The following is a 17,354-nucleotide window of genomic DNA, read 5'->3' as shown; positions in this document are numbered from 1 at the left end:
ATTGGAGGTGAACTAATGTTCGGAATTTCCATCACGGATTACATCCCCCCGTGCAGCGTCACGCAGTTCGGTTGTCAGTAATAATTGACACCCTGTCGTATCAAGCAATAAACTGAGTGGAACAGAGTGAATTCAGCTCTCAGATCCACCATTGGTAGCTAAACCCGTTTAGTATTTTCAAGCGGTCGCTCGGCGGATAAACGGCGTCTGCTTATGGGTTGACATCCTCCCCGCCCCAAAGCGCGAGCATTCCCCGAAGGGGATTAAGTATTTGTTGGAATATCAGGCCGTGCTATCGTCGGTAGGTTGTGTCATCGTCTGTCGGATTCATCCCTCCTTGAACGGCGAGGCTTTCTCCTCGCACTTCCGTAACAGTACTGATGGTTGAACCTCGAAACGGGACAAGACGGAAGAAAGAGTGGCCAGCGAATCGCCCTACGCTTCTGCGGATACGCTATCTGACTCTCCCTTCTCCTCGGTGCGTTTGGGGACTCGAACGCGGAGCGTCCCGCTCTCGGTCAGGGTGGCGGTCGCCTCCTCGGCGTCCACCACGGCGTCGGCGGGCAGGTCGGCCGTCCCGTCGAGCGAGAGGCCCCGGCCGGGGAACACCATCTCGAACCCGTCGTAGAAGTCCCGGAAGCGGTCGATGCGGACGTGGACCGCGCCGTCGGCGTACCGGACCTGCACGTCGCTTCCGGTCGCGCCCGGCGCGTCGAACACCACGAGGTAGGCGTCGTCGCTCTCCAGTAGGTCCACGGGGAGGGGCTTGGACTCCTGCACTTTGCTCGCGGCCCGGCCGACGCGCTGGAGGACCGCGTTTCCGACCGACCGGCCGATGTCTCGCAGAGTCATAGCTCGATAGCGTCGAGGCAGTCAGTTCCGCCGCAGTACGGACACTGGAAGTCCGAGACTCCCACGTCGTCGGGCATGTCGTAGGTGTAATGCATCTCGAACATGTCCATCTCGCAGTCGTCGTTCGTACACTTCACTTCGAGCGTCGCGGGCATACTGAAATCTTACGGCCCGGCGACCATAAGCACGAGGGCTTCGGCGATTCTCTGTCGGGCCTCGTCGCCGGATTCGGGGCCGTCGTGTCAACTGCCGCGCAAGCGGACCCGAATCGTCGGTGCAGTCAGTTCGAGGCGGACGCGCCGCGAGGAGAACGGTCTTCGGACACGGATTTCCCGCGGACGAGCGAATCGCGGAGGCCTCTATCGAAGTGTTTTCCGCGGGAGCTATCGGCGAAACGAACGCGTCCTACCCACCGCCTCGCGCCGCGCAGACGCCGCGAAGAAGCCTCGTCGCGTCCCGTTCGACCCCGGAAGCCGAGAGTCGCGTCGAGATGCCAACTCTGATGTGGGAAGTGACACGATAGTCGAACGTGCAACTCCGCCGCCCCGAACGTCGGCACTTCCCCCTCTCGGTCGGCCTCCTCGTCGGTCTCGCTGGCTTTCTGGCGACGCCAGCGCCGTGGCCGACGGACCCAGTTTTAGGTATCGGTCTCGGCGCGCTCGTCTCCGGTCTCGTCTGGGTCGCGCTCGAACAGGTCCCCGACGCGCTCGACCGCGCAGTCGAGGCACGCGCCTACTGGCTCGTCGGCGTCGTCGGTCTCCTCGCAGTCGCAGGCGTCGCCGCTCCGACGCTGTTCGGCGGGGCGACGCCCGACGACGGCAAATCGCTTCGGCTCCTCGTCTTCATCGTCGGGACTGCCGTCGTGGTCACGCTCGGTACCTCGCATCGAGGAGAACTGCTACTAGAACGCCAGCGCGTCCGAGCGAGCGTCACCGCGGTCGAGCCTCGGCGATGGGAGTTCGGACTCGGCGTCGTGAGTTCCGCCGCGGTCCTCTCGGTTCTCGGCCTCGTGATGGGCGATTCGTTCTCCGTGGGTTCGTTCGTCGGAACGTTGCTCGGGATAACTATCGGAAACGCCTTCACCGGAACGACCGACCGCGAACTGGTCGCACTCGACGATCATCTGCTGATTCGCCAGACCGGGAATCGAGGAGGGACTGCTATTCCGTGGCGACGGCTCCGCGACGTGACCGTCGAGGAGGACACGCTCCGGGTCAAACGCGGGCTTCCGTACCCGACCGTCTACGTCGCCGACCTCTCGGCGGTCGAAGACCGACGCGCCCTCCTCGGCGCGTTTCGGTCGTACCCGTATCTGCACTGACGAGTACGGACTCGTTCCGCGCGGGACCGAGCAGTTTCGACCCGTGTAGTCACCGTTTTACCCGTCGAGAAGCAACCCTGTTTCATGACCGACTTCGCGGACCTCGACGTGACCCTCGTGGATGGGTACGTCGACGAACCGGCCCACTTCGGCGTACCGCCCTATATCTCGACGTATCCGCGGTACACCGCCGGGGCCATCGTGGATGCTGGCGTGCCCAAAGAGAACGTCACGTACCACACCATCGACGAGTTGCGCGACGACTCCGGCAAGTGGCGCGACGTGGAGGAGGCCGACCTGTTCGTCTACATCGGCGGGATGACGGTGCCCGGTAAGTACGTCGGCGGAACCCCCGCGGAACCCGACGAAGTGCGCAAGATGGCGTGGACCGCGCAGGGGACCAGCCTGATGGGCGGCCCCGTCAAGTTCGGCGTCGGCGACGAGAACGCGGGCGCGACCGAGACCGAGCGCGACGACTTGGACTTCGACTTCGTGGCGAAAGGCGACGTGGAGGCCGCGGCCTACGACCTGCTGGAAAGCGGACTAGAGGGGTTCAACAACCGGATGCGCGACAACGCCGAAATCGACCGGTGGGCCGCCGACGGCGCGTTCGTCATCGAACAACACCCCAATCACCCCGACTACCTTATCTGCGAGATGGAGACGAGCAGAGGGTGTCCCTACCGGTGTTCGTTCTGCACGGAACCGCTGTACGGCAACCCCTCGTTCCGGCGACCGCCCTCCGTCGTCAGCGAAGTCCAGACGCTCTACGACCGCGGCGCGCGACACTTCCGACTCGGCCGACAGGCCGACATCCTCGCCTACGGCGGCGACGGCGAGAAGCCCAACCCCGACGCGCTCCGGAACCTCTACGGCGGGATTCGGGAGGTCGCGCCCGACCTCGACACGCTCCACCTCGACAACATGAACCCCATCACGGTGGTCGAATGGCCCGAGTTGGCGCGGGAGGGCATCCGCGTCATCGCCGAACACAACACGCCGGGCGACACCGCGGCGTTCGGTCTCGAATCGGCCGACCCCAGAGTCCAAGACGAGAACAATCTCAACGTCACCGCCGAGGAGTGCTTCGAGGCCGTCAAAATCGTCAACGAGGAGGCCGGGTGGCGGCCGGGCGAAGACCCCGCCGACGCCCCCACGCATGGAAACTCTGCCGCGAATCGCCTGCCGAAGCTCCTGCCGGGTATCAACCTCCTCCACGGGCTGAAGGGCGAGCGCGAGGAGACCTTCGACCACAACAAACGGTTCCTCGAACGCGTCTACGACGAGGGGCTGATGCTCCGCCGAGTCAATATCCGGCAGGTCATGGCCTTCGACGGCACGGAGATGAGCGACGTGGGCGCGGACATCGCCAAGGACCACAAGAAGCTGTTCAAGCAATACAAGACCGAGGTCCGCGAGGAGATAGACAACCCGATGCTCCAGCGACTCGCCCCGGCGGGGACGCTCCTGCCCGATGTCCACCTCGAATACCACGAGGACGGCCGGACGTTCGGGCGACAGCTCGGAACGTATCCACTCCTCGTCGGGATTCCGGGCGAGCGCGAACTCGGCCGGACGGTGGACGTGGCGGTCGTGGACCACGGCTATCGCTCGGTGACGGGCGTCGTCCACCCGCTCGACCTCAACAGCGCGACGATGGACGAACTCACCGCGATTCCGGGCCTCGGCAAGCAACGCGCCGGAAACGTCATCGTGAATCGACCCTACGACTCGCCCGCCGACCTCGACGCCGACGTGAGCGTGGACCTGACGGCGTTCACCACGGCGGAGCGACCGGAAGGCGCGGACTGAGGGCTATTGCGGTGCAGTCGCGGTCCACAGCGAGCGCACCAGCGATTCGGGCGCACACCGCAATCCGCCGCGAGCGAGGGAACGAAGTGACCGAGCGAGCGGTCCGAGGAGCCCTCGAAGAAGCGCCGCAGGCGCTTCTGAGGGGGTGACGACGGATTTTGATCGACCTTTTGCCAGCGAGGCCGCGCGAACGCCACTGCGTTCGCGCGAGCCGAGCGCAGCAAAAGGTCGTTGAGTAAAATTCTTTACGCGCTGACTACTTGGGTTCGAACGGAGGCAATATAACCTTGGAGATCTCTGACAAACTCCTGTGTCTGTTCAGTGCTGACGTGACTATCGAGGACGACAAGTACGTCGTCGAAGTACCGCGCCGAGAAATCGAAACCGGGTCGGTCGAACCGGGCGAAACCTACCGGGTCGCGCTCATCTCCGACGATTCGGACTCGTCTCAGCAGTCCGAGTCGAAGTCTCAATCGGAGTCCAAGAGCAGCGGCGCACCGTCCGAACCCCAACCCCCCGTCGAGGAGGGCGAGGTACGCTACGTCGAAGTCGAGGACATCGGCAAGCAGGGCGACGGCATCGCTCGCGTCGAGCGGGGCTACGTCATCATCGTCCCCGACGCCGAAATCGGCGAGCGCGTCAAGGTCGAGATTACGGAAGTCAAGTCCAACTTCGCGGTCGGCGAGATCATCGAAGAGGACTTCTGAAACCGACCATTCTTTGCTGTCCGCGAACCCGACAGCGACTGCTGTGCCCTCCTCGACTGGCAGAAACAGCCAGCGATAGCGGTTCTAATCGAGCGGTCGGGCGCGCCCGCCGACTCACGCGAAGGTTGAAATACCAGTCCGTGACGAACCGTTCGCGTGTCGATACGTCGAACGAATCCCGGCCCGCCCGCGGTGGTTCGACTCTCGGTGGCGACAGTCCGATCTCCCGCGGTGACGGTCCGACCTCCCGTGGTGACGGTCCGACCCCCGGTGGCGCTTCCACTGGTCGTCCGTGTAGTCCTGCGTGCGACCGCGCTCGCGGCGACTACTCGTCGTAGACCGACCCGTCCGGGCGCTTCGCGCCCTCCGAGTCGTGGACCACGACGCCCTCGTCGGGGTCGGCGGGCGCGTACTCGTCGCGGACCGCGATGGCCTCCCGTAGTTCCCGGACCGCGCGCTCCTTGAGCGCCGCCGCGAGGTCCTCGGCCTCATCCCGAGAGATATCTCTACCCAGTCCCTCGCACTCGTGGGCGCGGACGACGCCCTCCTCGTCCACGGCTTCGCCCATCGGCTGACTCGTCCCGCCGAGCGCGACCGAGAACGGGTAGGTCTCGCAGATGAGCGGCCGGTCGCCGTGGACAGAGCAGGCTCCGGTGCCGTCGTCGGCCTCCTCGTAGAAAGTGCAGTCGCCACAAGAATCGGTCTGGAGCGCCCACTCGAAGGTCTCGCCCGTGATACCGTCCCGGTCTTCGTCGCCGTCGAGACCGTACGGCATCGGCCGGGCCACGTCGCGCCAGTCGTACTCCGTGGCGTCTTGGAGGTCCCGCACTTCGTCGGGGAAGACGGTCGCGGTGTGGGGGTCGTCAGCCTCGGCTTTACAACACGCGCCACACCGCGTACACTCGAAGCCGATTGTCTCGATGGCGTCCGCGAGGTCGTCGGTATCGAGGGCTTGGGCGTTTTCGAGTTCCGCTTCGAGACTCTGCACAGGTGTGGGTTGGCGTTTGTGGGGAAAAGAGTGTTCGTTGCGTCGATGAAGTCCAGCGTGAGAGATCCGTCGGTTTGACGAAACTGACCACCGAGAACTCCCCGAAAGCCCCCGCCCGCTCGCGGTCACTGGCCGACATATCCGCGACTCGCCTCGCTTCACTCGGCTCGTCTCGGATAGGGGTCGGCCAGACGGCCGAGATGAACGCGAGCGGGCACCGGAAGACGGTCCTGCTCGCTGCGCTGCGCGGGCTGCGACTTCCGAGGTCACACTCGCTTCGCTCGCGTGACCGGCCCCTTTCAGTCCACCCAAACCGGCGGTTTGCGGCGGCGAGCGTTCGCGCTGTCGGTTAGTCGGTCGAGCGTCTGCCGGTGGAACGTGTCACCGAGCTACCGCTGTCCGGTCGCCGCCGCTACTCGCCGCCGTTACTCGGCGGCCGTCGGTGTCGCTCGTTCGCCGTCCCACTCGACTTTCCCCTCGACGGCCAGCTTTTCGAGGTGCGCGGCGGTCGTGCTTCGCGCGAGGTCCCGGACGCCCGAGAGGTCCTTATCGTAGGCGGCGTCCAGAATTTCGTCCAGCGCGGTCGCCCCGTCGCGGACTGCGGCGAGGACATCGGCCTCGCGGTCGAGTCGATGGCGAATCAGCCGCTCGATTTGGTCTCGTGGATTCTCGATGACTGGCCCGTGGCCGGGGTAGAGCTTGTCGGGATTCTTCGCGTAGAGTCGCCGAAGCGAGGAGAGGTAGGCTCGCACGTCGCCCTCGTCCGCGCCGACGACGACGCTCCCGGCCGAGACCACGAGGTCGCCGGTCAGCATCGCACCGTCGGGAGTTGCGAGTGCGACGTGGTCGGGCGCGTGGCCCGGCGTCTCCACGACGGTTGCGTCGCCGATTCGGGTCCCATCGCGGAACGTCCGGTCCGGCGCGATTCCGGTAGCGCGCTCGAAGCGGTCCTTGCGTCCTGCGCGTGCCCAGACGGTCGCGTCGCATGACTCCGCGTAGTGGGCGACCGCGCCCACGTGGTCGGGGTGAGCGTGCGTGACGAGGAGATGCCCGACCGAGACCGACTCGACCGCGGCGTCGAGGTCGGCGGTGCGGTTCGCGGGGTCTACCAGAATCGCCTCGTCGTCGCCGAGGAGGTAGGCGTTGGTCGCGCCCGTCGGCGCGAGCGTCTCGGTCGGGACCGAGACCTGCTGGACGTGCATGTCACGAGCGAAGTCCGCCGGGCAGAAAAGTGTAGGTACGTGTACTCGGGCCGGGTCAGGTCAGCGGTCGAGGAAGTAGACCTGCTTGCGGGCGTCTTGGAAACTGTAGCGCGAATCCACGAGGTCCTCGTCTTCGAGACGGTTCAGGGCGTAGCGGACCGTCCGGTCCGGAAGCAGGGACTCCTCGGCGAGTTGGCCCTGCGAGAGGGGTGCATCAGTCTCCAGTACCTTGGCGACCAACTTGGCGCTCGGGGGGAGTTCGCGCAGGCGTTCGCGGAAGTCGTCTGATAACTGCTCGGCGACGGGTGACTCGTCCGTGGTCGTACTCATACCTAACCTCACTCCGGAAGAGACGGGTAAATGTTGGCTATATGTTTATCAGTACACTCTAAACTCCTTAAGGACATATTATGTCACCTTAAATTATTTTCCGCGCCTGCCGGGTCGGCAATTATTACGTCGTCCGAACTCGTCTGGTTCGGTATGGAGTCGATTCCCGAGTCGTTCCACGACCTGTTCGAGCGCGAGACGTTCGCCAACTTCGCCACCCTGATGCCGGAAGGCACGCCGCAGGTGACGCCGGTCTGGATAGACCGAGACGACGACCACCTGCTGGTCAACACTGCCCGCGGTCGTCAGAAAGAGAAGAACGTCGAGCGCGACCCCAAGGTGGGACTCTGCGTGATGGACCCCGATAACCCGTACCGCTACGTCTCGGTCCGCGGCGAAGCGGTCGAAGTCACCGAGGAGGGCGCGGTCGAACACATCGACGAACTCGCGCGACGCTACATGGACGCCGAGGAGTACCCCCATCACGGCGAGGAGTCCGGCCCGCGAGTGATAATCCGGATTCGACCCGACCGCGTGGTCACGAGCGGCGAGTAGGCGGACCGCCGGAACGTGACGGCCGGGGGCGCTACTCTCCCAATCGGTCCGTCCGCGGGTCGTCGCCGTGACGGTTGTATCGCCCGAGCAAGCACTTGCAGTCCGGACAGTGGACGACCACGAACCGGCCTCGCTCGTGGCGAACGAGGTCCGCCGCGTCGAGGTGGCGTCCGCATCCCTTGCAGGTGGTCATCGTCGTACGCTCCGTCGCGTGTGGTACGGTCCCGAGGACCAAAGAAGTTCGTCCGGTCGGGCGAGGAGTCGGGTCGTCTCGCCGCGCGAAGTGGTCGCCGACGAGACGGTTCCAATACCGTTTTAGTCCCCCCGTGGACTATATCGAAAGGAGAATCGTGAAAGGAGCGGAGTGGTATCAGGCCGACGAAGTCGCCGAGGAGTACGAAGACAAGCGATTCTCCCGTGGTGGACGCCTCATCGACCGCCGGGAGAAACAGGCCGTCCTCGACGCCATCGGCCCGCTGGACGACCAGAAGGTCTTGGAGATAGCCTGCGGTACCGGCAGATTCACCGTCATGTTGGCCGAGCGCGGGGCCGACATCGTCGGGTTGGACATCTCGGCCGCGATGCTCCAACAGGGCCGACAGAAGGCACAGGACGCCGGAGTCGCCGACCACCTCGAATTCATGCGAGGAGACGCCGGGCGACTCCCGTTCCCCGACGACCACTTCGACACCGTGTTCGCCATGCGTTTCTTCCATCTGGCGGACACGCCCGCGACCTTCCTGTCGGAGATGCGTCGGGTCGCCAAGGAGCGAGTCGTCTTCGACACGTTCAACGCCCGGAGTACCCGGAGCGTCTACAACTGGTTGCTCCCGATGGGGTCGCACCTCTACTCGCGGGATGACGTGGACAAACTGCTGGACGAGGCCGACCTCCATCTCGTGGACGCCGAACACGACTGGATTCTGCCCTACGGCTTCTACCGGAAGATTCCCGGCGCAATCGCGGGACCGATTCGGGACCTCGACACGTCCATCGGGGAGTCGCCGGTCGGCGACTACTTCGCGTCGGTCTCCTACTGGAACACCCGCGTCGAGTAGGTCCCGGACGGCCTCCGCAGAGCTATTCTCTCTTCGACAGGTCGCTGCCAGAGGCCGAACCGTTTTTAACCCTCGGGCGGGAGATTCGGGGGTATGGAGCTATCCGTGGTGGTTCCGACGCTCAACGGCCGCGAGCGACTCGCGTCGTGTCTCGACGCGCTCGCGGCCCACGCTCCCGACGCCGAGGTCGTCGTCGTCAACGGCCCTTCGGCCGACGGGACCACCGGGATGATACGAGAGCGCGGTGACGTGGACGTACTGGTCGAGGTCTCGGACCGGAAACTCAACGTCGCGCGCAACGCCGGACTCTCCGCGGCCAGCGGCGACGCCGTCGCGCTGGTCGGACAGGACAACGCGGTCGAACCCTCGTGGACAGAGGGCGTCCGCGAGGCGCTCGCCGACCCCGACACCGACGCGGTGACGGGACCGGTCCACCGCTCGGTCCGGGCGGGCGTGACCACCGAGTCCGAGGAGTCCCGGACCATCGACGGCCGGGACGTGACCTACTTCGACGGCGGCAACGTCGCGTTCACCCGCGAGACCATCGACGCGGTGGACGGCTTCGACGAGTACCTCGTCACCGGCGGGGCGCGCGACTGCGCGCACCGACTCGCGGCCAACGACTACGACGTGGAGTGGTCGTCGTCGGTCTGCGTCATCCACGACGACGGCGACGAGGACGACGACGAGGACCGCGACTGGGGGTGGAAGTACCGCGCACTGGCGTACCGACTCGTGAAGAACTACGGCCCGCGGCCGGGCGTCCTCGGGCGGACGCTCCGGGACGCCACCGCCGACGCCGCGTCGAACGCGGCCGACGTGATTCGGGGCGACCAGACGCCCTCGGGGTGGATAGGGAGCGGCAAGCGCGTGACGGCGAGCATCGCGGTCGGGTGCAAAGACGGCCTCTGGTCGCGGCTTCGCGACCGGAGTAACGCCAGAAACCCCTCGGGACTCTCGGCGCGCGCCGACCGCGCGGTCGAACTGTACGACTGGCGGGAGCAGGAGACGCCCGACGAGGCCGTCGAGGAGCCCGAGCAGTAACTCGTTGCCGGAGCCTCGTCGCCGACGCCTCGCCGACGCGCCGTGACTCGTCCGTCGCGGCGAGCGCACCGCGAACTACTCGTCGCGGTCGCGCACCGCTCCTTGGCGGAAGATGGTCGCCCGGACCAGCGTCTCGGTCGCTCGCCGGAGTCGTTCGGAGACCGCCTGTCGGGAGACGCCCAGTCGGTCGGCGAGGTCCTCCAACTCGACCGCCCGCGGCACGTCGAAGTACCCCATCTCGGTCGCGGTTCGGAGCGTCTCGTACTGGCGGTCGGTCAGGCCGAACGAGTCGTCGTCCGGTTCGCCCGCGTCGTACAACTGCCGGAGTTCGAAGGTCAGTCCGTGTTCCTCGCAGAAGTCCGCGTAGTTCCGGAGGCTGTCGCGGTCGGGAAACCGGATGCGCGAGCGCCACCCGTCGCCCGCTCGCTCCGACGAGACGAACACGCCGCCTTGGTCGGCCCACGAGTGGTAGGTCATCTGCTCGTCGCCCTCGTCGGTCAACTCGACCTGATAGAGTCGCTGGTCTTCCATCTCCGCGAGGAGGGTCACGTCACCGATAGTCGGGTCGTCGGCGAGTCCGGCGTCGAACGCCTCGAAGTCGCCGTTCGACGCCCAGAACGCCAGCGCGAACGGCTTGAACGCTCTGGAGGTCTGTTGTTCGATAGTAACGTCCATCTCCGGAGCGGCTTCCAACGCCGGTCGGAGAACCGGCGTCTCCAGATAGAAGTCCGCAATGAGAGTCATAGCGGCGTTACGACGCCGGGATGGTTAACCGTGGGGTTCGCCAGCAACCGCCTGAAACGGTTGCAACAGCGCGAACGAAGACGCAAAACGGTACGGGAACGAATCCGCGCTTTAAGTCCGTCATGGGAGAAACGTAGCTCGATGGCACAACAGGACAGGACAACTGTCAGCGAGCGAATCGACCGCTCGTGCGAACTCCTTCGTAGCGCGTACCGACGACACGTCGTCTACGCCCTCCGACGAGGAGGCCCGGCGTCGGTCCGCGAACTCGGGGACACCGTCACCGCCGTCGGTCTCGCCGAGGACCGACAGCGCGCGATGGCTTCGCTGGTTCACACGCACCTCCCGAAACTCTCGGAGGCCGAGGTAGTCGAGTACTCGGGCACCGACGAGGCGGTGTCGCTCGCCGACGGCGTCAACACGCTCGAACCGCTTCTCACGGTCGCCGCCCAGCAGGAACTCGATAGCGAGTCGCTACCGTCGGCCAGCGCGAACCAGTCGGCCGACGCGCTCGCGAGAAACGTCCCCGAGTAGCCCGCCAGCGCCGCGTCGCGGCCGGTCACTCCTCGTCGCGTTCGATACGGTCGTGCCACGTTTCGAGTCGCTCGCTTCCCCAATATCGGACCTCCTCGGTGCGAGGGTCGTAATCGACCACGCCCGCGTCCACGAGTTTCGGGACGTGGATGTGGTGGAGCGTCGAGCGGACGTGACTTCGGGCCGGTCGCTCGCCGGTCCGGACCGTGCGTCGCTCGACGAGATAGTCGGTGAGTTCGTCGACCGTCGCAGTCCGGTCGGACCCCTCGCGCAGATACGAGAGGACGGCCCGCCGGTCGTGGTTAGCGAGGAGTTCGAGCGTCGCGTCGAGCGAGAGCGTCACCCTCTCGGCCGGTCGGTCCGCCGACGAGTCCCCGTGGTCTCGCCGGTCGTCGCGCTCGCTCTCCTCGTCCCGGTCGTCGCCCGCGTCGCTCCCGTTTTCCCCGTTTTCTGACATCAGGTTCCGCCCCGCGTACATATCGTCGCGGTGTCCCTAATCGTTTTGCATACCACGGGGAACTGGTCGCCAGAACCGCTAAATCGTAGTTGTAAGCCTTCGCCGTCTGGTACAATTCGCACCAAAGTTAACGCGACCGCCCGAGAGCGAGTGACGTTTCACCCTCACGACCACGGGCCGAAGTCAAACCCCTTTGTTCCCTCGAAACCGAAATCGGGGACCTGTCTCGTCGGACGTGCCGAACACCCCACACGAGTCCACTGCCCAAAGGTGGTTCATCAATTCCGAAGAATACTTTGGTCGTAGCGAAGACTTCGTTATCGAAGTAGAAAATCTTAATATGCGAAAGTGGTAACCGTCGGACGATGCAAAGGTCTAACCACGACTGGTGGCCGAATCAGTTGGATTTGGACGTACTCGACCAGAACGCCCAGCAAGTGGGTCCGATGGGCGAGGAGTTCGACTACGCCGAGGAGTTCGAGAAACTCGACCTCGAAGCGGTGAAAGACGACATCGAGGAGGTCATGACGACCTCCCAAGACTGGTGGCCAGCCGACTACGGCCACTACGGGCCGCTCTTTATCCGAATGGCGTGGCACAGCGCCGGTACCTACCGCACCAGCGACGGCCGGGGCGGCGCATCCGAGGGTGCCCAGCGCCTCCCGCCGCTCAACAGTTGGCCGGACAACGCGAACCTCGACAAGGCTCGCCGACTGCTCTGGCCGGTCAAGCAGAAGTACGGCCGGAAACTCTCGTGGGCCGACCTGATGATTCTCGCCGGGAACGTCGCCATCGAGTCGATGGGCGGCAAGACGTTCGGCTTCGGCGGCGGCCGCGAGGACGCCTACAAGCCCGACGAGGCCGTCTGGTGGGGTCCCGAGAGCGAGATGGAAGCGTCCGAGCGCTTCGAGGACGGCGAACTCCAAGAGGGTCTCGGTGCCACCGTCATGGGCCTCATCTACGTGAACCCGGAAGGCCCGGACGGGAATCCCGACCCCGAGGCGTCGGCGGAGAACATCCGCGAGTCGTTCGGCCGGATGGCGATGAACGACGAGGAGACCGTCGCGCTCATCGCTGGCGGACACACGTTCGGCAAGGTCCACGGTGCCGCCGACCCCGACGAACACGTCGGTCCGGAGCCGGAAGCCGCGCCCATCGAGCAGCAGGGCCTCGGCTGGGAGAGCGACTACGGTTCGGGCAAAGGTGGCGACACCATCACCAGCGGTATCGAGGGACCGTGGACGCAGGCCCCGACCCAGTGGGACTCGGGCTACATCGACAACCTGCTGGACTACGAGTGGGCGGCCCAGAAAGGCCCCGGCGGCGCGTGGCAGTGGCTCCCGGTGGACGAGGAGCTTCGCGACTCCGCGCAGGCGGCCCACGACGACGACACCGTGACGCCGATGATGCTCACGACGGACGTTGCGCTGAAGCGCGACCCGGACTACCGGGAGATTCTCGAACGCTTCCAAGACAACCCGATGGAGTTCGGCATCAACTTCGCCAAGGCGTGGTACAAGCTGACTCACCGCGACATGGGACCGCCCGAGCGACTCGTCGGCCCGGAAGTCCCCGACGAGGAGATGCTGTGGCAGGACCCGCTCCCCGACGCCGACTACGACCTCATTGGCGAGGACGACGCCGCCGACCTCAAAGAGGAGATTCTCGACTCGGACCTCTCGGTCTCCCAGTTGGTCAAGACCGCGTGGGCGGCGGCCTCGACGTACCGCGACAGCGACAAGCGCGGTGGCGTGAACGGTGCCCGCATCCGACTCGAACCCCAGAAGAGCTGGGAAGTGAACGAGCCAGCAGAGCTGGAGACCGTGCTGGAGACCCTCGAAGGGATTCAGGCGGAGTTCAACGACTCCCAATCCGACGACACGCGGGTCTCGCTCGCGGACCTCATCGTGCTGGGCGGCAACGCGGCCGTCGAGCAGGCGGCGGCAGACGCCGGGTACGACGTGACGGTTCCCTTCGAGCCGGGTCGCGTGGACGCCTCCGACGAGCAGACCGACATCGAGTCCTTCGAGGCGCTCAAGCCGAAGGCGGACGGCTTCCGCAACTACGTCGAGAGCGGCGTCGACGAACCGGCGGAGGAACTGCTGGTGGACAAGGCGGACCTGCTGGACCTGACCCCGCCCGAGATGACGGTTCTCCTCGGCGGCATGCGGACGCTGGGCGCGAACTACCAGCAGTCCGACCTCGGCGTCTTCACCGACGAGTCGGAGACGCTGACCAACGACTTCTTCGCGAACGTGCTGGACATGAGCTACGAGTGGGAACCGGTCTCGGAAGACAGTGAAGTCTTCGAGGTCCGCGACCGCGAGACGGGCGATGTCGAGTGGAAGGCCTCGCGCGTGGACCTCATCTTCGGGTCCCACTCCCGACTCCGCGCCCTCGCAGACGTTTACGCGGCCGACGACGCCGAGGAGAAGTTCGTGCAGGACTTCGTGGACGCGTGGCACAAAGTGATGACTCTCGACCGCTTCGATCTGGAGTGAGTTCCCGAGCGTTCCGCGGATAGTCTCCCGACCGCTTTCTGTTCTTTCGGTCCGCGACGCACCCAACCGACAGTAAAAAATAGGGTAATTCCGAACCCCGATACGATGCTGGAGTTGGAGCATCGCTTCCGGGTGGTGGACGTACACGCGCGCCTCGACGCAGACGCCGGGGGCGTCCAGACCCGCGGGCGGGCCATCAGTCCCGACAGGTTAGAACGAGAGATGCATCAAGCGGGCGTCGTCCGGTCGGTGGTGTTCCCCGGCGCGCGCGACGGCGGCAGTTACGTCAGCGCGAACAACGCCGTCGCCCGGCGGAGCGTGGACCGACCGTTCCTCGCGTTCGCTCGCATCAACGGCCCGCGCGACCCCGCCGACCGGGCCTCGTCGCGGTTGCGCAACCTCACGGCGCGTCGGAAGGACCACCACACCTCGCCGGAGGACGTAGAGCAGTACGCCTACGACGACCGCTTCCACGGGTTCAAGCTGAACCCCGCCGAGGACGGCCTGCCCGACGACGAGACCCTAGACCAGTTAGAGGAGGTCGGCCTCCCCGTTCTCGTCCACGGCGGCGAGGGGTTCGCGCCCGCCGCGGCCGAGGAGGCCCTCCTCTCGCGGTCGTTGCCGGTCGTCTTGGCTCACTTCGGCGGCCACCCGCTCGACCGGGACCTGATGGCCGAGGCGGTGGACCTCCTCGAACACCACGACGACTGCTATCTCGACACGAGCTACGTCCGGTATCGGGACCTCTTGGAACGGGCGATGATGGAACATCCCGACCGCGTGCTGTTCGGGAGCGGTGCCCCGAGTTCCCACCCTAACGTCGCCGTCATGGAGATTCTGACCCTCGACGTGCCCGAGGACGCCATGCGGAAGGTCTTCGACAAGAACGCCCGGCGACTCCTCGGGGACTCGTTGCCCCGCGACTTCTGAGCGTCGCCGTCGCTCGCGGTCTCCTCGCCGTTCGCCTACCCGTCCGGCGTGCGGCGAGTAGTTCCTGTCCGCGGAGTACTCTCGTCTCCGGCCGGATTTTCCGCCCCTCGAACTGTTCCCACAGCTTCATCGCCTTTAAGACCACATCGAAGAAACCAGTAGTCAATGAGCGACGACGAGCAAGAACTCGGCATCACCGAGCGGAAAGAGTACAATCCCGGAGACTGGTACGCGGAAGTCGTCACGAAGGCCGAACTCGCCGACTACGCGCCGATGGGCGGGTTCATCGTCACCCGTCCTCGCGGCTACGCCCTCTGGGAGGGCGTTCAGGACCACTTGGACGAGAAGTTCAAGCAGACCGGCGCGCAGAACGCCTACTTCCCCGCGCTCATCCCCGAGAGCTTCCTCGAACGCGAGAGTGACATCGTGGAAGGGTTCGACCCCGAGGTCGCGTGGGTCACGCACGGCGGCCACGACGAACTGGAAGAGCGCCTCGCCTTCCGACCCACCAGCGAGTCCATCATCACGCCGTTCATGAGCGACTGGGTGCGGAGCCACCGCGACCTGCCCCTGCGCCTGAACCAGTGGTGTAGCGTCATCCGGTGGGAGGCCACCGAGACCAAGCCGTTCTTCCGGACCAAGGAGTTCCTCTGGCAGGAGGGCCACACCGCCCACGAGAGCGAGGACGAGGCGTGGGACGAGACGATGACCCGCCTCGACCAGTACGAGAACCTCTACGAGGACGTGCTGGCCATCCCGGTCATGCGCGGCCGCAAGCCGCCCCACGACAAGTTCCCCGGCGCGGACACCACGACGACCGTCGAGGCGCTGATGCCCGACGGCAAGTCCGTCCAAGGCGGTACCTCCCACTATCTCGGGCAGGGCTTCGCGGAGGCCTACGACCTGACCTACACCGACGAGGAGGAAGAGGAAGCGGTCGCCCACACGACCTCGTGGGGCCTCTCGTGGCGCGCGCTCGGCGCGCTCATCATGACCCACTCCGACGACCAAGGGTTCGTCTGCCCGCCCGAAATCGCGCCCGAGCAGGTCGTCATCGTCCCCATCTGGAACGAAGACAACCGCGAGGAGGTACTCGACTACGCCGAGGAGGTCGCCGACGACCTCGAAGACGCCGACGTGCGCGTCGAGTTGGACGACCGCGACGAGCGTAATCCCGGCTTCAAGTTCAACGAGTGGGAGCTGAAGGGCGTCCCCGTCCGCGTCGAAATCGGTCCCAACGAGGTCGAAGACGACGAGTTGACCGTCGTCCACCGACCCGACGGCGAGGACACCGTGGAGGACCGCGAGAACGTCGGCGAGACCATCCGGAGTCACTTCGACCAAGTGTACGCGAAGCTCTACGACGCCGCCAAGGAGAATCTGGAGGAGAACGTGCGCGAGGCCTACGAGACCTCCCAAATCCTCGGGACCATCGGCCAGCACGGCGGCTACGTCAAGACGCCGTGGTGTGGCGACCAAGCCTGCGAGCAGGTCATCAAAGAGGAGATCGCCGCCGAAATCGTGATGCTCCCGATGGACCGCGACGAGGAGCCGATCGGCGACGAGTGTGGCGTCTGCGGCGACGAGGCCTGCGAGACGGCGTACTTCGCGAAGTCGTACTGAAAATCGCTCGTTCTTCGGTTTTCTGTCGGTTTTCCGCTTCTATCGAGAGTAGTAGTCTCTGTCGGGAGTATTCGACCGGTCTCGTAACCGAAAGTAACAGAGGAAAGCTAGCTTCAGGCTTGAGCAAAGGAGTCTACCGCACCGCAACCGGACCGCGGGCCACACCCTCCCCAACCGACTGCGGTCCTCACTTCGTTGCGGTCCTCGTCCCTCGCGCGGTTGGCGCGGCCTCGAACCGTGAGGCCGCGCCAGCGTGCGCCGACGTGGCAAGTGGAGTCGAGCGAAGAAGGTCGGTCACTCGCTCTCGTGTGGTACTGACATGACGATAGCTTCGCCAGAGAGAGCCTGCTGGTCTTCGGTTTCGGCAATCGTCTCGACTCGAAGCCTGTCGTCGCCCAAGTCCTCCTCGACAGTCACCGTCGCGGTCACGGTCTGGCCGGGCCGGACCGGATTCTCGAAGTCGAGGTCCTGCGAGAGGTAGACGATGTCGCCGGGGAGGTCCGCGAGCGCGGCGCTGACGACGCCCGCCGAGAGCATCCCGTGGGCGACCCGGCCGCCGAAGAACGTCTCGGCGGCGTACTCGTCGTCGCGGTGGATGGGGTTGTCGTCGCCGGTCAGGTCGGCGTAGGCGTCGATGGTCTCCTCTGTGACTGTCAGACTCGCCTCCGCGGTGTCGTCGAGAGTTGCGACGGGCAT

18 protein-coding genes and 1 pseudogene are annotated in these 17,354 nt (G+C 65.4%); 10 read left to right on the top strand and 9 right to left on the bottom strand.

Annotated features, from left to right (window positions below):
- Nucleotides 1-453: 453 nt before the first annotated feature.
- Both EPL00_RS03320 and EPL00_RS23440 read right to left on the bottom strand, forming a co-directional pair.
- Nucleotides 454-852: pseudogene (locus EPL00_RS03320) on the bottom strand (Hsp20/alpha crystallin family protein); the annotation flags it as partial.
- Nucleotides 849-1,007 (bottom strand): DUF7559 family protein, encoded by a 159-nt coding sequence (locus EPL00_RS23440; protein ID WP_202932537.1) that lies wholly within the window; start codon nt 1,005-1,007, stop codon nt 849-851. The pseudogene EPL00_RS03320 and the gene EPL00_RS23440, both read right to left, overlap by 4 nt.
- 374 nt (nt 1,008-1,381) lie before the next feature.
- Here EPL00_RS23440 and EPL00_RS03315 point away from each other — a divergent pair, with 374 nt between their 5' ends.
- From EPL00_RS03315 to EPL00_RS03305, 3 genes are all read left to right on the top strand, one after another.
- Complete coding sequence (locus EPL00_RS03315) at nt 1,382-2,173, top strand: hypothetical protein (RefSeq protein ID WP_135851840.1); 792 nt, start codon at nt 1,382-1,384, stop codon at nt 2,171-2,173.
- 84 nt (nt 2,174-2,257) lie between these two features.
- Nucleotides 2,258-3,985 (top strand): radical SAM protein, encoded by a 1,728-nt coding sequence (locus tag EPL00_RS03310; RefSeq protein WP_135851841.1) that lies wholly within the window; start codon nt 2,258-2,260, stop codon nt 3,983-3,985.
- 287 nt (nt 3,986-4,272) lie between these two features.
- Nucleotides 4,273-4,692 (top strand): TRAM domain-containing protein, encoded by a 420-nt coding sequence (locus EPL00_RS03305; protein ID WP_135851842.1) that lies wholly within the window; start codon nt 4,273-4,275, stop codon nt 4,690-4,692.
- Between the two features lie 325 nt (nt 4,693-5,017).
- Here EPL00_RS03305 and EPL00_RS03300 read toward each other — a convergent pair whose 3' ends face one another.
- The 3 genes from EPL00_RS03300 to EPL00_RS03290 all read right to left on the bottom strand — a co-directional run bounded on the left by EPL00_RS03300 (nt 5,018) and on the right by EPL00_RS03290 (nt 7,212).
- Complete coding sequence (locus tag EPL00_RS03300; RefSeq protein WP_135851843.1) at nt 5,018-5,680, bottom strand: YkgJ family cysteine cluster protein; 663 nt, start codon at nt 5,678-5,680, stop codon at nt 5,018-5,020.
- A gap of 425 nt (nt 5,681-6,105) precedes the next feature.
- Entirely contained in the window at nt 6,106-6,882 is a 777-nt protein-coding gene (locus EPL00_RS03295) for an MBL fold metallo-hydrolase (RefSeq protein ID WP_135851844.1), read from the bottom strand.
- A gap of 60 nt (nt 6,883-6,942) precedes the next feature.
- Nucleotides 6,943-7,212, bottom strand: a complete 270-nt coding sequence (locus EPL00_RS03290) for a MarR family transcriptional regulator (RefSeq protein WP_135851845.1) — start codon at nt 7,210-7,212, stop codon at nt 6,943-6,945.
- A gap of 153 nt (nt 7,213-7,365) precedes the next feature.
- On the opposite strand from EPL00_RS03290, the gene EPL00_RS03285 reads away from it, so the two are divergent.
- Entirely contained in the window at nt 7,366-7,767 is a 402-nt protein-coding gene (locus tag EPL00_RS03285) for a PPOX class F420-dependent oxidoreductase (protein ID WP_135851846.1), read from the top strand.
- Nucleotides 7,768-7,798: 31 nt separating this feature from the next.
- On the opposite strand, the gene EPL00_RS23435 is transcribed toward EPL00_RS03285, so the two are convergent.
- The gene (locus EPL00_RS23435; protein WP_202932536.1) at nt 7,799-7,960 is read right to left on the bottom strand and encodes a hypothetical protein; all 162 of its coding nucleotides are present in this window, start codon (nt 7,958-7,960) and stop codon (nt 7,799-7,801) included.
- Between the two features lie 157 nt (nt 7,961-8,117).
- On the opposite strand from EPL00_RS23435, the gene EPL00_RS03280 reads away from it, so the two are divergent.
- Both EPL00_RS03280 and EPL00_RS03275 read left to right on the top strand, forming a co-directional pair.
- Complete coding sequence (locus EPL00_RS03280; RefSeq protein WP_135851847.1) at nt 8,118-8,825, top strand: class I SAM-dependent methyltransferase; 708 nt, start codon at nt 8,118-8,120, stop codon at nt 8,823-8,825.
- A gap of 93 nt (nt 8,826-8,918) precedes the next feature.
- Nucleotides 8,919-9,869 (top strand): glycosyltransferase family 2 protein, encoded by a 951-nt coding sequence (locus tag EPL00_RS03275; RefSeq protein WP_135851848.1) that lies wholly within the window; start codon nt 8,919-8,921, stop codon nt 9,867-9,869.
- A gap of 75 nt (nt 9,870-9,944) precedes the next feature.
- Here EPL00_RS03275 and EPL00_RS03270 read toward each other — a convergent pair whose 3' ends face one another.
- On the bottom strand, nt 9,945-10,613 hold the full coding sequence (locus EPL00_RS03270; protein WP_135851849.1) for a helix-turn-helix domain-containing protein: 669 nt from the start codon (nt 10,611-10,613) through the stop codon (nt 9,945-9,947).
- 141 nt (nt 10,614-10,754) lie between these two features.
- Here EPL00_RS03270 and EPL00_RS03265 point away from each other — a divergent pair, with 141 nt between their 5' ends.
- Nucleotides 10,755-11,147: a DUF7344 domain-containing protein gene (locus tag EPL00_RS03265; RefSeq protein ID WP_135851850.1), complete on the top strand. Its 393-nt coding sequence runs from the start codon at nt 10,755-10,757 to the stop codon at nt 11,145-11,147.
- A 25-nt stretch (nt 11,148-11,172) separates the two neighbouring features.
- On the opposite strand, the gene EPL00_RS03260 is transcribed toward EPL00_RS03265, so the two are convergent.
- Nucleotides 11,173-11,604, bottom strand: a complete 432-nt coding sequence (locus EPL00_RS03260) for a DUF7344 domain-containing protein (RefSeq protein WP_202932535.1) — start codon at nt 11,602-11,604, stop codon at nt 11,173-11,175.
- A 365-nt stretch (nt 11,605-11,969) separates the two neighbouring features.
- Between EPL00_RS03260 and katG the strand changes: the two genes are divergently transcribed.
- The 3 genes from katG (at nt 11,970) to proS (ending at nt 16,658) form a co-directional block, all read left to right on the top strand.
- Nucleotides 11,970-14,105 carry a catalase/peroxidase HPI gene (gene katG / locus EPL00_RS03255; RefSeq protein WP_135851851.1) on the top strand — a complete coding sequence of 712 codons (2,136 nt, stop codon included), beginning with the start codon at nt 11,970-11,972 and terminating at the stop codon, nt 14,103-14,105.
- A 105-nt stretch (nt 14,106-14,210) separates the two neighbouring features.
- A complete protein-coding gene (locus EPL00_RS03250) occupies nt 14,211-15,035 on the top strand; it encodes an amidohydrolase family protein (RefSeq protein WP_135851852.1) in 825 nt (274 codons plus the stop codon).
- A gap of 165 nt (nt 15,036-15,200) precedes the next feature.
- Nucleotides 15,201-16,658 carry a proline--tRNA ligase gene (gene proS, locus EPL00_RS03245; RefSeq protein ID WP_135851853.1) on the top strand — a complete coding sequence of 486 codons (1,458 nt, stop codon included), beginning with the start codon at nt 15,201-15,203 and terminating at the stop codon, nt 16,656-16,658.
- Between the two features lie 294 nt (nt 16,659-16,952).
- On the opposite strand, the gene EPL00_RS03240 is transcribed toward proS, so the two are convergent.
- A complete protein-coding gene (locus EPL00_RS03240) occupies nt 16,953-17,354 on the bottom strand; it encodes a MaoC family dehydratase (protein ID WP_135851854.1) in 402 nt (133 codons plus the stop codon).

The organism is Halorussus salinus, assembly GCF_004765815.2.
Lineage (GTDB): Archaea > Halobacteriota > Halobacteria > Halobacteriales > Haladaptataceae > Halorussus > Halorussus salinus.
This window is presented reverse-complemented; position numbering and strand designations above follow the sequence as displayed.

Excerpts from the sequence above, each read along its gene's own strand:
- EPL00_RS23440 (WP_202932537.1), bottom strand. The coding sequence starts at position 1,007 with ATGCCCGCGACGCTCGAAGTGAAGTGTACGAACGACGACTGCGAGATG.
- EPL00_RS03310 (WP_135851841.1), top strand. The coding sequence starts at position 2,258 with ATGACCGACTTCGCGGACCTCGACGTGACCCTCGTGGATGGGTACGTC.
- EPL00_RS03295 (WP_135851844.1), bottom strand. The coding sequence starts at position 6,882 with ATGCACGTCCAGCAGGTCTCGGTCCCGACCGAGACGCTCGCGCCGACG.
- EPL00_RS03290 (WP_135851845.1), bottom strand. The coding sequence starts at position 7,212 with ATGAGTACGACCACGGACGAGTCACCCGTCGCCGAGCAGTTATCAGAC.
- EPL00_RS03285 (WP_135851846.1), top strand. The coding sequence starts at position 7,366 with ATGGAGTCGATTCCCGAGTCGTTCCACGACCTGTTCGAGCGCGAGACG.
- EPL00_RS23435 (WP_202932536.1), bottom strand. The coding sequence starts at position 7,960 with ATGACCACCTGCAAGGGATGCGGACGCCACCTCGACGCGGCGGACCTC.
- EPL00_RS03275 (WP_135851848.1), top strand. The coding sequence starts at position 8,919 with ATGGAGCTATCCGTGGTGGTTCCGACGCTCAACGGCCGCGAGCGACTC.
- EPL00_RS03270 (WP_135851849.1), bottom strand. The coding sequence starts at position 10,613 with ATGACTCTCATTGCGGACTTCTATCTGGAGACGCCGGTTCTCCGACCG.
- EPL00_RS03265 (WP_135851850.1), top strand. The coding sequence starts at position 10,755 with ATGGCACAACAGGACAGGACAACTGTCAGCGAGCGAATCGACCGCTCG.
- EPL00_RS03260 (WP_202932535.1), bottom strand. The coding sequence starts at position 11,604 with ATGTCAGAAAACGGGGAAAACGGGAGCGACGCGGGCGACGACCGGGAC.
- katG (WP_135851851.1), top strand. The coding sequence starts at position 11,970 with ATGCAAAGGTCTAACCACGACTGGTGGCCGAATCAGTTGGATTTGGAC.
- EPL00_RS03250 (WP_135851852.1), top strand. The coding sequence starts at position 14,211 with ATGCTGGAGTTGGAGCATCGCTTCCGGGTGGTGGACGTACACGCGCGC.
- proS (WP_135851853.1), top strand. The coding sequence starts at position 15,201 with ATGAGCGACGACGAGCAAGAACTCGGCATCACCGAGCGGAAAGAGTAC.
- EPL00_RS03240 (WP_135851854.1), bottom strand. The coding sequence starts at position 17,354 with ATGCCCGTCGCAACTCTCGACGACACCGCGGAGGCGAGTCTGACAGTC.